At 52.5% G+C, this 14,679-nt stretch carries 14 protein-coding genes; 10 read left to right on the plus strand and 4 right to left on the minus strand.

Annotated elements, in window-relative coordinates:
• The first annotated feature begins 45 nt into the window (after window positions 1–45).
• From AWR27_RS12045 to AWR27_RS12055, 3 genes are all read left to right on the plus strand, one after another.
• A complete protein-coding gene (locus AWR27_RS12045) occupies window positions 46–1,614 on the plus strand; it encodes a RagB/SusD family nutrient uptake outer membrane protein (protein WP_077131400.1) in 1,569 nt (522 codons plus the stop codon).
• Between the two features lie 208 nt (window positions 1,615–1,822).
• Window positions 1,823–2,905 (plus strand): glycoside hydrolase family 43 protein, encoded by a 1,083-nt coding sequence (locus AWR27_RS12050; RefSeq protein WP_077131401.1) that lies wholly within the window; start codon window positions 1,823–1,825, stop codon window positions 2,903–2,905.
• Between the two features lie 22 nt (window positions 2,906–2,927).
• Entirely contained in the window at window positions 2,928–4,133 is a 1,206-nt protein-coding gene (locus AWR27_RS12055) for a sialidase family protein (protein ID WP_157579199.1), read from the plus strand.
• 30 nt (window positions 4,134–4,163) lie between these two features.
• Here AWR27_RS12055 and AWR27_RS12060 read toward each other — a convergent pair whose 3' ends face one another.
• Window positions 4,164–4,862: a TapB family protein gene (locus AWR27_RS12060; RefSeq protein ID WP_077131403.1), complete on the minus strand. Its 699-nt coding sequence runs from the start codon at window positions 4,860–4,862 to the stop codon at window positions 4,164–4,166.
• Window positions 4,863–4,944: 82 nt separating this feature from the next.
• On the minus strand, window positions 4,945–5,199 hold the full coding sequence (locus AWR27_RS12065) for a hypothetical protein (protein ID WP_077131404.1): 255 nt from the start codon (window positions 5,197–5,199) through the stop codon (window positions 4,945–4,947).
• A 118-nt stretch (window positions 5,200–5,317) separates the two neighbouring features.
• Between AWR27_RS12065 and AWR27_RS12070 the strand changes: the two genes are divergently transcribed.
• The 7 genes from AWR27_RS12070 (at window position 5,318) to AWR27_RS12100 (ending at window position 10,764) form a co-directional block, all read left to right on the plus strand.
• Window positions 5,318–6,418 carry a carboxylate-amine ligase gene (locus AWR27_RS12070; RefSeq protein WP_077131405.1) on the plus strand — a complete coding sequence of 367 codons (1,101 nt, stop codon included), beginning with the start codon at window positions 5,318–5,320 and terminating at the stop codon, window positions 6,416–6,418.
• Between the two features lie 121 nt (window positions 6,419–6,539).
• Window positions 6,540–7,367 carry a type 1 glutamine amidotransferase gene (locus tag AWR27_RS12075; protein WP_083732999.1) on the plus strand — a complete coding sequence of 276 codons (828 nt, stop codon included), beginning with the start codon at window positions 6,540–6,542 and terminating at the stop codon, window positions 7,365–7,367.
• A 48-nt stretch (window positions 7,368–7,415) separates the two neighbouring features.
• Window positions 7,416–8,612 (plus strand): hypothetical protein, encoded by a 1,197-nt coding sequence (locus AWR27_RS12080; RefSeq protein WP_077131407.1) that lies wholly within the window; start codon window positions 7,416–7,418, stop codon window positions 8,610–8,612.
• 263 nt (window positions 8,613–8,875) lie between these two features.
• A complete protein-coding gene (locus AWR27_RS12085; RefSeq protein ID WP_077131408.1) occupies window positions 8,876–9,649 on the plus strand; it encodes a glucose 1-dehydrogenase in 774 nt (257 codons plus the stop codon).
• A gap of 45 nt (window positions 9,650–9,694) precedes the next feature.
• Window positions 9,695–9,967, plus strand: coding sequence for a hypothetical protein (locus tag AWR27_RS12090; protein WP_077131409.1), 273 nt, complete (start codon window positions 9,695–9,697; stop codon window positions 9,965–9,967).
• Complete coding sequence (locus tag AWR27_RS12095; RefSeq protein ID WP_077131410.1) at window positions 9,964–10,227, plus strand: Txe/YoeB family addiction module toxin; 264 nt, start codon at window positions 9,964–9,966, stop codon at window positions 10,225–10,227. Before AWR27_RS12090 ends, AWR27_RS12095 begins: the two co-directional genes overlap by 4 nt.
• Before the next feature lie 6 nt (window positions 10,228–10,233).
• Entirely contained in the window at window positions 10,234–10,764 is a 531-nt protein-coding gene (locus AWR27_RS12100) for a DinB family protein (protein ID WP_077131411.1), read from the plus strand.
• A gap of 33 nt (window positions 10,765–10,797) precedes the next feature.
• Here the strand turns inward: AWR27_RS12100 and AWR27_RS12105 are convergent, their stop codons facing one another.
• Window positions 10,798–13,077, minus strand: a complete 2,280-nt coding sequence (locus AWR27_RS12105) for a carboxypeptidase regulatory-like domain-containing protein (RefSeq protein ID WP_077131412.1) — start codon at window positions 13,075–13,077, stop codon at window positions 10,798–10,800.
• 232 nt (window positions 13,078–13,309) lie between these two features.
• The gene (gene tilS, locus AWR27_RS12110) at window positions 13,310–14,650 is read right to left on the minus strand and encodes a tRNA lysidine(34) synthetase TilS (protein ID WP_077131413.1); all 1,341 of its coding nucleotides are present in this window, start codon (window positions 14,648–14,650) and stop codon (window positions 13,310–13,312) included.
• Between the last annotated feature and the right edge of the window lie 29 nt (window positions 14,651–14,679).

Here is a 14,679-nt window from a genome sequence, read left to right on the forward strand (position 1 = left end):
CAAGCCCTCTTCAGGAGGTTGGAGGTCTAAAAATTAGACATAATTATGAATACGAAATCTCTGGCACTAACTGCCGTATTGACCGGGGGCCTGCTGTTTAGCTGCAGCGAGAGCAAGCTGCTCGATCAGGTAAACCCCAACCAGGCATCGACGGCCACGTTCTGGAAAACGCAGGACGATGCCATCAAAGGCCTGAACGCAGCGTACAGCGGTATGCAGGACCGCCGTTGGTCGCTCTGGATTCGCTTCCTGACCGACCTTAGCTCCGACGAGGGTTATAGCCAAAGCCCCTGGACCGACCTTGCCAACATTAGTAAGTTCATCGTTACGGATTATAATATTCCGATGAACCGCGAGTCGTTCGAGGCTGCCTATCAGGGTCTGTACCGCACCCATCAGGTGCTGGAAAACGTGCCGAACATTCAGATGAATGCCACACTGCAAAAGCGGATTCTGGCCGAAGCCAAACTGATTCGGGCATATTTCTATTACAACATGGCGAATATCTGGGGCAATGTGCCGCTTGTGTTGACCTCACAAACGCTGAGCGACCGGCCCAAGCAGGCGTCGCAGGCCGATGTGTTCGCGCAGGTGATTAAAGATTGTCAGGAAGCCGCTGCCGACTTGCCCGAAAATTACACCGGAGCCGACGTGGGCCGACTGCACAAGTACAGTGCCATTGCGTTGCTGGGCAAAACCTATATGCAGCAGCGCAAGTGGGCCGAAGCTGCCGCAGCGTTCAAACAGATCATCGACGTTGTGCCGACCCGGTTCGACCTGATTCCCGACTGGCGCGACAACTTTACCACCGCAGCCGAGAACAACAAAGAGTCGCTGTTCGAGATACAGTACTACGAAGAAAACCGGCTCGGCTTCCCCAACTACGACGTAGCGGGCGGTTCGGAGTCGTCGGAGCGGGCACAGTTTTTCGGATTGCGTAACACAGATGGCTTCAGCGGGGGCGGCTGGTGCGACGGTCAGCCAACCAAGTGGCTGTATAACCAGTTCTTGCGCGAAAAAGACAAAGACGGTAAAGTGGACCAACGACTCGATTATACGATTTTCTACGGCGGCAGTTCGCTGAAGCCCTACGGAAAAACGTATGCCGAGTTCAATCAGTCGGCAGGAGGTAAAGATTTTATTACTGCCACCGACCGGTTCTGGATCAAATACACCAACTACTGGAAAAGCAACGACAGTTATTTCTCTGGTATCAACGACCGCGTGATTCGTTTGGCCGATATAATGTTGCTGTATGCCGAAGCCCTGAACGAGCAGGGGCAAACAGCGCAGGGAATTCCGTTTGCCAACCGGGTGCGGGCGCGGGTAAACATGCTGCCGCTGCCACTGACCATTTCGCAGGTGCAGTTTCGCGAGCAGCTTCGCCACGAGCGCGTACTGGAACTGGCGGGCGAAACCCAACGCTTCTGGGACATGAAACGCTACGGCATTGCCGGGCCGGAAATTGCCGGGCCAAACCCCACACAACCCGCCAACGTTTCGGACTTCGACACCGATTTCCGCACGTTCGTGAAAGGCAAGAGCGAACTCTATCCGATTCCGCTCTACGAAACCGACGCCAACCCAAACCTGAAACAGAATACAGGCTGGTAACGGCCCATGTAGAGACGCAAGATCTTGCGTCTCGTTCGCGTCAGCAACGCACACCCGGCAGTGAAGCCTCAACAACCATCCGGGAAGGAGACGCAATAACATCCGGGAAGGAGACGCAACATCTTGCGTCTCTACATGGGTAATTCATAGGTTAGTAGTATCCAAAAGCCGATCCTGACGTGGGGTCGGCTTTTTTAAACCTCAACACATGAAAAACTTTCTTATTGCGCTACTTGGCATCGTACTGCTGACCGGGCCGATAGCCTGCCGCAAAACGCCCGGCACAAACGCGGTGGTGCCGCCCAGCCAAACTCCACCTGCCGATACCAGTACCCGGTTCAGAAATCCGCTGCTGACCGTTGGCCCCGATCCGTGGGTGATTTATCAGGACGGCTTTTACTATGCGATGCACACCACCGGCAACGATTTGCGAATTTATAAAACGCCGAAGATGAGTCAGTTAGGCACATCGACGTATCGAACAGTATGGTCGGCACCGGGCACCCCTGCCACGCGCGACGTTTGGGCACCCGAACTCCACCGGGCCAATAATCGCTGGTACATTTATTACGCGGCTCTGGTAGCACCCAACACGCAGCACCGGATGTATGTCCTCGAAACCGATGCTGCCGACCCGCTTACCGGAACCTGGACGGCGCGGGGTGAACTGAAACTACCCGACAATCGCTGGGCCATAGACGGTACGCTGCTGCAACTCAACGGCAAGCTCTACTACGCCTGGTCGGGTTGGGAAAGTGCGAATGCCGCCGATGGTCGCCACCAAAATATTTACTTCTGTGCCATGACCGACCCACTCACCCCCACCGGGCCGCGCATTCGGGTATCGTCGCCGGAGTACGATTGGGAGAAGCAGGGAAGCCCCAGAGAACCCAACGTGAACGAAGGGCCAGAGTTTCTGACGCGTAATGGCAAGGTCTTTTTAGTGTATTCGGCCAGTCATTGCAGCACCGACGCCTACGCCCTCGGTATGCTTACGGCCAATGCCACTGCCGACCTGACCAACCCGGCCTCCTGGACCAAATCGGCCACGCCCGTCTTCGGCCCAACTGCCGCCAACGGCACCTACGGGATAGGCCATAACAGCTTTTTCCAGACACCCGACCAGAAAGAAGACTGGCTTGTGTATCACGCCAACCCACAGGCCGGGCAGGGTTGCGCCGACAACCGCTCGGTACGGATGCAGCCGTTTACGTGGAAACCCGACGGTTCGCCCGATTTTGGTACGCCCGTTTCGTTAACGACCCTTTTGAAAAAACCCAGTGGCGAGTGATTACGTTACAAGTCATAGAACAATGCTATCTTTTTCAATTAAGTCAACACTTGCCGGGCTATCTGGCTTACTTGTTCTGCTTATGGCTTTAACGGGCTGTACGTCGAGCCGGACGGTGCCGCCAACCAAGCAGGCCAACAACACCACGACGCAGAGTACGCTGGTGTGGGATCAGCAGACACGCCGAAAAGTTTCGACGGGACCGGGGATTCGGTACAGCGGGTATGCCCGGCTGGTTCAGTTACACGACCGTTCGCTGCTGGCTGTGTATGAAGCCGATGGCAGCATTGTGGCCGTAAGAAGTCAGGACATGGGCAATAGCTGGTCGGCTCCGGTGGTGATAGCGGCCCGGCAACCCGGCCTGAACATGGCCGTTCCAGACGTGCTTGAACTGAACGACCGCTCGATTTTGGTATGTTACAATCCCCGGCCTAACCCTATCGACCCGGCCCGGCGGTTCGGGATTCGGACCAAAAAAAGCTACGACGGGGGCCAAATCTGGCGCGACGAACGGCTGCTCTACGAAGCCGGGTATCGATTCGACGACGGTTGTTGGGAGCCTTCGGCGCGGCAACTGCCATCGGGTGAGATTCTGCTATTTTTTGCCAACGAAGGCGTTTACCTTACCTCAAACGAGCAGAACATATCACTGCTGCGTTCGGCAAATAATGGCCTGACCTGGAGTCAGGAGCCGCAGATAGTCAGTTTTCGGGCGGGTAGCCGCGACGGTATGCCGGTGCCGCTGCTCCTCAACAACGGGCGTGAGTGGGTAGTAGCGATTGAAGATAACGGCTTCCGGAATTTCAAACCCTACATCGTTCGCTCAACGCTGACGCAGAACTGGCAACAGCCCGTGCTGCACAATAGCCCCGACCGCTGGCCCGCGCTGGCCGAACCCCTCCCCGACTCGATCTACGCTGGAGCACCCTACCTGCGGCAGCTACCTACTGGAGAAACCTTGCTGTCGTATCAGGGTACGGAAGGCCGCGTCAACGATATAAAATTTGCCGACATGAAGGTGGTCATCGGCGATAGCAGTGCCCGGAACTTCGGTAGCAAGAGTGTTCCGTTTATTATTCCCGCCAACAAATCGGCCCTCTGGAACAGCCTGAGTATTCTGGCAGACTCGACCATAGTGGCTCTCACCAGCACCAATGCGTATTCGGCTGATGGAACCGTTGACGTCTGGATGATTAAAGGGCGTTTCATCCGTAAGCCGACAAATTAATTCGACGGCTTACGGATTATCGTTCATGGCTTAATTCACTTTTGTGAGCAGCGTATAGCCCATTAGCTTGCCGTTTTTGTTAAACGTTTCAGACTTGATATCAAGCAGTTGATTGGGAGCACGGTAACTCACTACGCGCATGTTGCCACGAATCGGGATACCCATTGTCCGGTTTGTAAAGTTCATGTCCGAGGCCACTTTATACGTATCGAACGTACCGGCGGGGGTCGTAATAGACTCTTTACCTTCGACCTGCCGGTTCACCATCGTCATGTTCATCTCCATCATGGTTGTGCCGTTAGTCAGGAAATCGGCTTCGATCTGCCCATCGGCCAATTTCTGCCCAACGCTATAAGAAGCCGGGTACACGATGCTATTGCTTTTCATTTTCAACTGCGCATCTTTCATGGCCGTCTGCATGCCCTGCAACGCGCCCGACAAGTCGGCCAGCAGTTCATCGCCTTTGCAGGTATATCGAATGGTGTAGGGAGGCTGTGTTTTGCCTTTCTCATCCTGCACCTGCACGGTCATGTCGACAAGGGTAGCCCCGCCTTCCTTACGAACGTCGTTGACCCGATACGACATCACGCCCGTGAGTTTATCTTTGGCATTGTAGGTACTCATCTGATAACTCATACCGGTTTTCATTGAGAACCCTAAACAATCCTGCGCCCAACCCGTGGTGAGCGTTCCCAAAACCAGCAACAGCGAAAAAATCAATACTTTCATGACACGTGTGTTTAGCGTTTCATCGGCAAAATAGACATGCAGACGAACACACTGTCAATTCATTGATTGAACGGAGTGTAGGTCAACCGCCCCGCCGATTGAGTTCGCGTAGCACGTCGGCCAATGTACGGAATCGATTCGCATCGCCAATAAAACTCAGGCCCGACATAATTAGCGCAAAACCGCCTGTGCTAACCCAAAACCACAGGTCCTCATTAGCTTCCTTCATGTTGGAGCCGTGTAGTAATACGGCTAATCCGGTGCCCAACAGCATAGCCCCGCCCCCGCCAAAGAGCCAATACTTTAGTAGTAATTTCTTTTCCCGTTCTGTTCGCATGATGCCTGTTTTTGTGAATTAAAACCTCTACAGCACAGTTGGGTTTCAAAAAAATAGTATCTTACCCCTTCATTTTTCGTCTCTACTTTGTCCGCATTTAGCTAAACCGACAACACGAATGCCCGTATTTACTTTAGGTATCGAAGAGGAATTTCAGACCATCGACCCCGAAACCCGCGAACTTCGCTCGCATATGTCGAAGTTAGTGGAGGGCGGTAAAATTGTGCTTCAGGAGCGCGTAAAAGCCGAAATGCACCAGGCCGTGGTCGAGGTTGGGACCAATATTTGCCACAATATTCAAGAAGCGCGGCAAGAGGTAACGTACCTGCGCCGGGAGATTATCGAACTGGCCGAAAAGCAAAACCTGAAAGTAGCGGCTGCCGGTACGCACCCCTTTTCCGACTGGCAGAGTCAGCTCATTACGCCCAACGAACGCTACGACCGGCTCATCGAAGAAATGCGCGACGTAGCCCGCTCCAACCTTATTTTCGGGTTGCACGTCCACGTGGGCATCGAAACCCGGAACCAGGGCATTCACATTATGAACGCTGTGCGGTATTTTCTGCCACATATCTACGCGCTCTCAACCAGTTCGCCGTTCTGGCGGGGTCGTAACACGGGCTTCAAATCGTATCGATCAAAAGTATTCGACAAGTTTCCGCGCACGGGTATTCCTGATTTTTTTGCGTCGGCGGCTGAATATGACGAATATATCAACCTGCTGGTTAAAACAGGCTGCATCGACAACGGCAAAAAAATCTGGTGGGATATTCGTTTGCACCCGTTTTTCGACACCATCGAGTTCCGCATCTGCGACGTACCCATGCGCGTAGACGAAACCATTTGCTTAGCCGCCATCATGCAGGCATTGGTGGTCAAGATTCACAAGCTGATGGGTAAAAATCTGAATTTCAGACCCTATCGCCGTATTCTGATCAACGAGAACAAATGGCGGGCGGCCCGCTACGGTATTGAAGGCAAACTCATCGATTTCGGCAAACAGGAAGAAGTGCCTACGCACCAGCTTATTCATGAACTGCTCGAATTTATTGACGACGTTGTCGATGAATTAGACAGCCGGGCCGAGTGCGAATACGTACTGAAAATTCTGGAAATGGGTACTGGTGCTGATCGCCAATTGGCCGTTTTCAACCAAACCGGCGACCTTAAACACGTTGTGGATTACATCGTTAGCGAAACTTCTTACGGAGTTCGGTAGTTGGTAGTCTTAACTAAGAATGAAAAATGAAGAGTGAAAAGTGAAAAATGTAACGGGGGCGCGCGAACCGTAGAATCGCCCCACTTTGCATTTTCCACTTTGCATTTTTCACTACTGAATGATGAAAATTGCCGTACTCGATATGAATGACAACCGTCCCAACGAAGGGATGCGTTGTATTTTACATGCTATTCGCACCGTCCAGGGAAACGATCATCTGGAATTGAGCTTCGACGTGTTCAACGTTCGGGGCAACAACGAAGTCCCCGGTCTGGATTACGATCTATATATCTCGTCGGGTGGGCCGGGTAGCCCAATGGCAACGGATGATGAGTGGGAGAAAAAGTATTTCCGGCTGATCGATCAGTTGTTTACCTGGAACAAACAGAACAAGCGTAAGAAATACGTTTTTCTGATTTGCCATTCGTTCCAGTTGGTAACGCGTCATTTGGGAATCGCCGAACTGAGCAAACGCAAATCGACGTCGTTCGGCATTTTTCCTGTTCACAAAACCGACGACGGCTGCACCGACCCCGTTTTCGACGGATTGCCAGAACCGTTCTACGCCGTTGATTCACGTGATTATCAGGCACTTGAACCCGATCTGAAACGCATGGATGCTATGGGAGCCACAATCCTGTGCATGGAGAAAATCAGACCCCACGTCGATTTGCCCCGTGCGCTGATGGCAATCCGGTTCTCGCCCGAAATCGTTGGTACGCAGTTCCATCCTGAAGCTGATGACGAAGGTATGCTGCGCTATTTCCTGACCGATGAAAAACGCGAGCAGATCACCCGCAACTTTGGGCAGGCCAAGTACGACGAAATGATGGCTTACTTGCAGGACCCTACCAAAATTGCCCTGACCGAATCGGTTGTGCTGCCCGGCTTCATCCGGCAAGCCGCCCGTGCGCTACAACCAATGAATCAATTAGTTAGACAGGATTAACAGGATTTTGGCTGTATATCCTGTCAGTCTTGTTAATCCTGTCAAAAAATGATTCAGTCTGCCCGCCAAACCTTCAATTCGGCATTTAGCCCTGAAACCTATCAGGCATTTATAGATAAGATTCACGCCGACCTGCCCGGTCAGTTGGATTTCCGCGTGGCCGAAACGCCCGTGTTCGTGCCCAAAATTCTGACTAATAAGCTACTGACGGCCTGTGATGACATTATCGACACGCTGACTCGCGACGATTTCAAAACGCTGACCGAGGCCGCTATTCCTGCCGGTCAGCGCGTACCAAACGAAGACGAACATACTCAGTTTCTGGCCGTTGATTTCGCCGTTTGCCATGATGATACTGGCGAATTGACACCACAGCTAATTGAATTACAGGGATTTCCGTCGCTTTATGGATTTCAGCCCTATCTGGCGTCGCAGTTCCGGGCCAATTATCCGATACCGGCAGATTTGTCGCACTTGTTCTCCGTATCGACCAACGAAGCCTATCTCGACAACCTGCGGCAACTCCTGCTGGGTGATTGCAACCCGGAAGAGGTGATTCTGCTGGAAATCTACCCCGACAAGCAGAAAACCCGCATCGACTTTGTACTGACCGAAAAAGCCACTGGCGTGAGAGCCGTGTGTCTGACCAAAATCAGCAAAGAAGGGCGGCAGTTGTTCTACGAGCGCGATGGCCGCAGGGTGCAGATCAAACGCATCTATAACCGCCTGATTTTCGATGAGTTGCAGCACATAACCGACCTGCAAACCGATTTCCAACTGACCGATGACGTAGACGTGGAGTGGGTGGGTCATCCGAACTGGTTTTTCCGCATCAGTAAATACACGCTGCCCCTGCTCAACAGCCCGTATGTTCCTGTTAGTCATTTCCTGTCTGACCTGAGCGAGTACCCATCCGATCTGGAAAATTATGTATTGAAACCGCTGTTTTCGTTCGCTGGTAGTGGTGTAAAAATTAACATTACGCAGGCCGACATAGACGAAATTCCTGCCGGGCAGCGCAGCGGCTATCTGCTGCAACGCAAGGTAAAATACGAGCCAGTTATTCAGTCGCCCGACGGATTGGTGAAGTGCGAAATTCGGATGTTGTTCATCTGGCCGAAAGCCGACAGCAGGCCCACGCTGATTACCAATCTGGGCCGTCTGAGCCGGGGCGAAATGATCGGCGTGAATTTCAACAAGAACAAAGACTGGGTCGGCGGAACAGTGTGTTTCTTCGAGAAGTAACTTTTATGACACGGAGGAGACGCAGAGATACACAGAGATTAATACCCAATGGAATCATCTATGACGTATTGCTGACGCATGAGGAGACGCAAAGGGTTGCGTCTCTACGGTTGACCATCCGACGTAGAGACGCAATCCTTTGCGTCTCACTCGCGTCAGCAATACGTCATAGCCAAGTCAAAATAGTATAAGTAAAATATTCTCTGCGAATCTCTGTGCGTCCTCTGTGTATCTCTGTGTCATAGCCAAATCTCTTACCCCACATGCAAACCACAGAAAAAGCCGTTTTTGACCTCACGGGCAAGGTTGCCATTATTACCGGAGCCAGCAAAGGCATTGGCGAAGACATTGCCCGGCTCTATGCCCGTTTCGGTGCCAAAGTCGTTGTCAGTAGCCGCAAGCAGGATGCCTGCGATGCCCTCGCAGACGATATCAGGGCGCAGGGGGGCGAGGCTATCGGCATTGCCGCTCACGTTGGCGACATGGCCCAATTACAGCAGTTGGTCGAAAAAACCATCGAAGCCTATGGCGGCATTGATATTCTGGTCAACAACGCGGCCTCGAACCCCGTTTTCGGCCCTTCTCTTGACTGCGACGGGTCGGCTTTCGACAAAATCATGCAGGCCAACGTGAAGGCTCCGTTCGAGTTGAGCAAACTGTGTTACCCCAGCATGAAAGCGCGGGGTGGCGGCAGCATCATCATGATGGGCAGCATTGCCGGTCACACCCCCGACCCCGGTTTGGGCATTTACAGCGTGAGCAAAGCCAGCCTGAACATGCTCACCAAAGTGCTGGCGAAAGAATGGGGCCCTGATGGCATCCGGGTAAACGCCATTTGTCCGGGCCTGATTAAAACCAAATTTTCGCAGGCACTCTGGCAGAACGAACAGATTCTGGAACACTTCACCCAGCGCATTCCTATTGCCCGCATGGGTACAACCGACGAGATTAGCCCGTTGGCTCTGTTGCTGGCTTCGGACGCGTCGTCGTACACCACCGGCAGTTTGTTCTACGCCGATGGCGGCACCGTGATTTGAGCCAATTCTGCGTTACTTTTGTTATGCCGGTAAACACACGAACCTATGCAATCGATCACGTATCATTTAGACGCCAGTGAACTCGATAACCGCCTGATAGATAGCATCAAATCGCTGTTCAAGCACGGGCGCGTAACAGTTACAGTTGAATTGGACGAGAAAGAAATTTCGAGTGATGCTATTTTAAAAAAAATACAGAAAAACCAGTCCGCATCGGTTAAATATGTATTCGAAGGTAATGAATTTGATAAGGTTGCAAACCAACTCCTCAACGACGAGGCCGTTGACCTTCAGCCTTACAGCCGCATTAATTCATGAGAACTGTTGAGTTTGTAGGCGATGCATTTGATGAGTTCGCTGACTGGGCAAGAACAGACAAGAAAGTTTATCAGCGCATTGTCCGATTAATCACCGAGTGCCGACGTACTCCCTTTGATGGTACGGGAAAGCCCGAAGCGTTGAGAGCAAATTTGTCGGGCTTCTGGTCACGGCGAATTACCGACGAGCACCGATTGATTTATCAGGTTACTCAGGATACGATTATAATCTACAGTCTCCTCGGGCATTACGAAGATTAAACCAGTATGATTCCGCTCAATGCTCGTGAAGTTTGGCTGCGTGGCCCGGTGCCGGGTATTCCGGGGCTGCTCCAGCCGGTGGCCCATGCGCTGTTGCAGGCCCGCGAAGAAGTGAACGCCCTGATGCACGATTTTCCTGATGCGCTGCTCCGCGAACGCCTGCCTTCGCCATCGGGCGAGCCTGTTGCATCGGTCGGTTTTCACCTGCAACACCTGTCGGGCGTTCTCGACCGGATGTGTACATACGCCCGTGGCGAAAGTCTGTCGCCCAGCCAGTTGAACGATTTGTCGATGGAAAGCAAGCCGGTAGGGTCGTTTATGACCACAGCGCAATTGCTGCGTCGGTTCGGTGAACAGATTGATAAAGCACTGGCGCAATTGAAAACAGTCGATGAAGCCACGCTGACCGAAGTGCGCGAAGTAGGCCGGGCTAAACTACCTTCTACGGTTATTGGCTTGTACGTCCACGCGGCAGAGCATACCATGCGGCACGTTGGTCAATTGTCCGTAACGGCGCGGCTGCTGAAACCAGAATAAGCTTTTCGTGTTGTAGGCGAGCATTAGCCCGTATTACTGCACGGCTACGATCTTAAACTCGGTTCGGCGGTTTTGCTGGTGTTCATCTTCCGAACAGGCAACTCCATCTACGCAACCATTCAGAATTTCGGATTCACCGTAGCCTTTCGCTACTAAGCGACTTGCTGGAATACCGCGTGAAATCAGGTAATCCAATGCGGCCCGTGCGCGGTTTTCAGAAAGGCGAATGTTGTACATGTCAGTAGCCCGAGCGTCGGTATGTGAACGCAATTCGATCTGCATCTGCGGGTATTCTTTCAGAATCGCCAGCACGTGGTCGAGTTCGCGGGCGGCATCGGGCCGGATAAAGAACTTATTCAGGTCATAATAAATGTTCTTCAACTGAAATACGTCGCCCACACCGTAAAGCCCCAGCGAGTCGGTAACAACAGCTTTTTTCTTCGCCTTGCCATACTGTGCTTTTTTAGTAGCATAACGGTCTTTCTGCGCTGTAATCGTATAGGGCGCATTCGGTTTGGTAGCAAACTCGTAGCCGCCATCGAGACCGGTCGTTACCGTTTGTTCCGATTTATCTTTTTCGTTCCGTAGTGTCACTTTCACACCGGGAGCAGGTTTCTGATTCACTTCGGTTTTAATTACCCCTTTCACCAGCGTATTTTCTGACCGTTCGAGGTAAATTTTCAAATCCATCGTTGGTTTCGGCGACTGCGTCAGAGTTGAATACCGAACACTGTTCATGGCGTAGCCTTCTTTGATGGCTTTAAACTCGTATTCGGTGTTTGTATCGATGCAGAGGTCAGTGCGCCCGGCTTCGTTGGTAATGCGCAAATCCTGATTTACACTATTCCGAACAATACGAACGTCGGCTCCTTCGAGTGGGGTGCCGGTTTTGGCGTCATACACCAGCACGTTCAACTGTTTGCAGGTGCGCCGGAACGAATAAATATCGTCGTCGCTCACCCCTTTTTTGCGGTTACTGCTGAAATAACCCGTTGTGCGGCCCCGGTCGGTGATAAACCCAAAATCGTCTTTTTCCGAGTTGATGGGTGCGCCCACGTTCTGAACGCCTTTGTAGGCCACACCGTCGCGCAGTTCGGCATAGAATACGTCTAAACCGCCCAGCCCTTCGTGACCATCCGACGACAGATACAGATGTCCGGCTTCATCAGCATAAGGAAACATTTCGTTACCCTCAGTATTGATTTCCTTACCCATATTTACGGGTGTCCCCCATTGGCCGTTGTTATATTCAACCACGTAAATGTCTGTGCCACCATAACCACCGGGCATGTCCGATGCGAAATACAGTTTAGAATCGTCGGGCGAGAACGCCGGATGGCCTACTGAATATTCGCTGCTGTTGAATGGAAGTTCCTGAATGCTAACCCATTTACCATTTTTATTGACGGCTGAATACAATTTCAGTTTTTTCACACCATCCGAACTTTTGCCCGACTTGCCTTTGCCGGTGTTGTTTCGCGTGAAGACAATGAAGTTCTGGTCTTTCGTAAATGTCATGGGTCCCTCGTGATACTTGGTATTGAGGGTTTTGCTAAAAATTTCGGCCTTCGTCAGCTTCTGCGGTTCAACTATTGTTTCGGTTTCATTGGCTTTGGCATCGCCACCTCCACCCAGCACAGCCGCGTTTGAGGAGCGCGTAACAACCGAACCCGGCACGCGTAACTGATTGGTATCGGGGTGAAAATACAGATCGAGGAATGGAGTTTGATTCCAGTTGAATACCCGCTTGATAGCCCCCGACTCGTCGCGGGCCGATACGAATACCAATCCTCCTTTATAATACATCGGGCTGAAATCGGCCTGCCGCGAGTTAATGGGCAGATCATAAAGCCGGTACGATGATGAATCCTGATAAAACCGGTTCATGTCCATATACGATACCGTAAACCGGCGACCGCGCAAGTCCTGACCCTGTTTTTCACCGTATTGGCTATACATCTTCTGCGACTCGCGGTATTTGCCGTTAGTGGCTAATGCCTGCGCGTAGTACAGGTAGATTTCGCTGTCGAGATCGGTGTATGTTTTTACCAATTCGCCGTACACACGCTCGGCGTTGCGGGCATCCTGCAATTTACGGTAGCTGTACCCTAATTTGATCAGGGCTTCACGGGTTTCGGCGGGATCTTTCTTTTTGTCGGCCCGCAGCAGTTCCTCATACGCCCGCACCGCACCGACGTAACTAAGGTTATCAAACTGCCTGTTGGCTGCCCGCAACCGTGCACTCTGTGCCTGAGCTGTGAGACTTGCCAACGACAGCATTGCCAGCAACAAGACCTGTACTATTCGATTCATGAGCGTATTCGATTTTAAAAAAGAACTTTGGGCTTTTGCCGAAAGCTATCAAATAAAGTGCCAAAATTAAACAACCCCTTTAAAAAGGCATAGCGAGTTGATTTTCAGCTTATAAATATGCCTGGTTTTACCGAAACCGAATCTCTATGACCTGCGCGTAGTTCTAAACAAAAGTTTTCGATACCGGTCAGACGTATCAATCTCAGAAAGTCATTACGTTTGAGTATGCGTGCTAATCAGCTTTCATCAGCCAGCACACCCGGTTCGTTTCACCCGTAACCCGAAACCGGTGTCCAATCCGTCGACCAACCACCCAGGCGATGTCTCCGCCCGATAACAGCACCGCCGTTTGTTCGCGCTCGGAGCGGCTGATTTTCAGATCGTTCAGCAAATCGCTAACGAGTTTGGTGCCGCTCAGGCCCAGCGGTCGGAAGCGGTCGCCCTGCCGCCACGGGCGAATGATGATGGGGAACGTTAGCCGGTCGGCGTCCAGACAGGCTAAGGCGGCATCGGCGGGCGGGCGAAAATCGTCGGGTTTATCGAAACAGGATACGGTAAGCTGAAATTGCCCGGCTACATCGATTGGTGTGTCGGGCCACTCGGTCAGCACCAGTTCATAATCGGCAGCAACAGGCAGCGGTTCGAGCAACAGTCCGGCGCGTTCGTGCGTAATTCGATGCGTAGCCGACAGAAACGCCTGCCCGCTTTGCCGACTCAGCGCGTTCAGCATCTGGGCAACCGGCTCCGGCCCAAAACCATAAGGCCGCAACCACTCGGCCAGCCGAAAGCCCGGCTCCGGTAGCGTCAGCAACGCATCGGCGGGAATGAAAATAGCGTCGTTTTGTTTTGTAACCAGCGCATGCCACGACCGGGCAAGTTCGGTTTGCACCAGCACTTCAGCCGCCCGAAGCCGCTCAACGGTTCGCGGCAGGGTATCGGTCAGCAAGCCTGGGTTAAGGTCTGTCAACACTGGCACCACCTGATGCCGAATGCGATTGCGGGCATATTTGTCTTCGGCATTGGAACTGTCTTCTCTATGAACAAGGCCGGTTTGTTGCGCATAAACAGCCAGGTCGTTGCGGGTGGCAAAGAGCAGTGGGCGAACTACGGGGCCGCTGCGGGGCAAGATGCCGTGCAGACCGGCCAGCCCGGTGCCGCGTGTCAGATTCAGCAGCAGCGTTTCGAACACGTCGTTCTGATGATGGGCCGTTGCCACCCAGGCGTAACCGTGTTCGCGAAGCAACGCCGTAAACCAGTTATAGCGCAATTCACGAGCGGCCATCTGAATCGAAATACCCCGTTCGGCAGCCACCGTAGCCGTATCGAAGCGGGTCAGGTGAAACGGAACCCCGTAGCGGTCGGCTATGTTTTGAACAAAAACGGCATCGGCATCCGACTCGTCCCCGCGTAGCCCGAAGTTGACGTGCGCTATGGCAAACGGCTGGTGAATGGCTCCAAATAGGTCGGTCATCACAACCGAGTCTACTCCACCGCTTACGGCCAGTAGTACGCAATCGGTGGGCGCGAAAAGCTTTTGTTCGTTAATATATCCTAAAAAACGGTCTGTCAACATCCGGCACCGGCCCAAAGCCGTAGTTTTGT

The sequence above is a fragment of the Spirosoma montaniterrae genome, from assembly GCF_001988955.1.
Lineage (GTDB): Bacteria > Bacteroidota > Bacteroidia > Cytophagales > Spirosomataceae > Spirosoma > Spirosoma montaniterrae.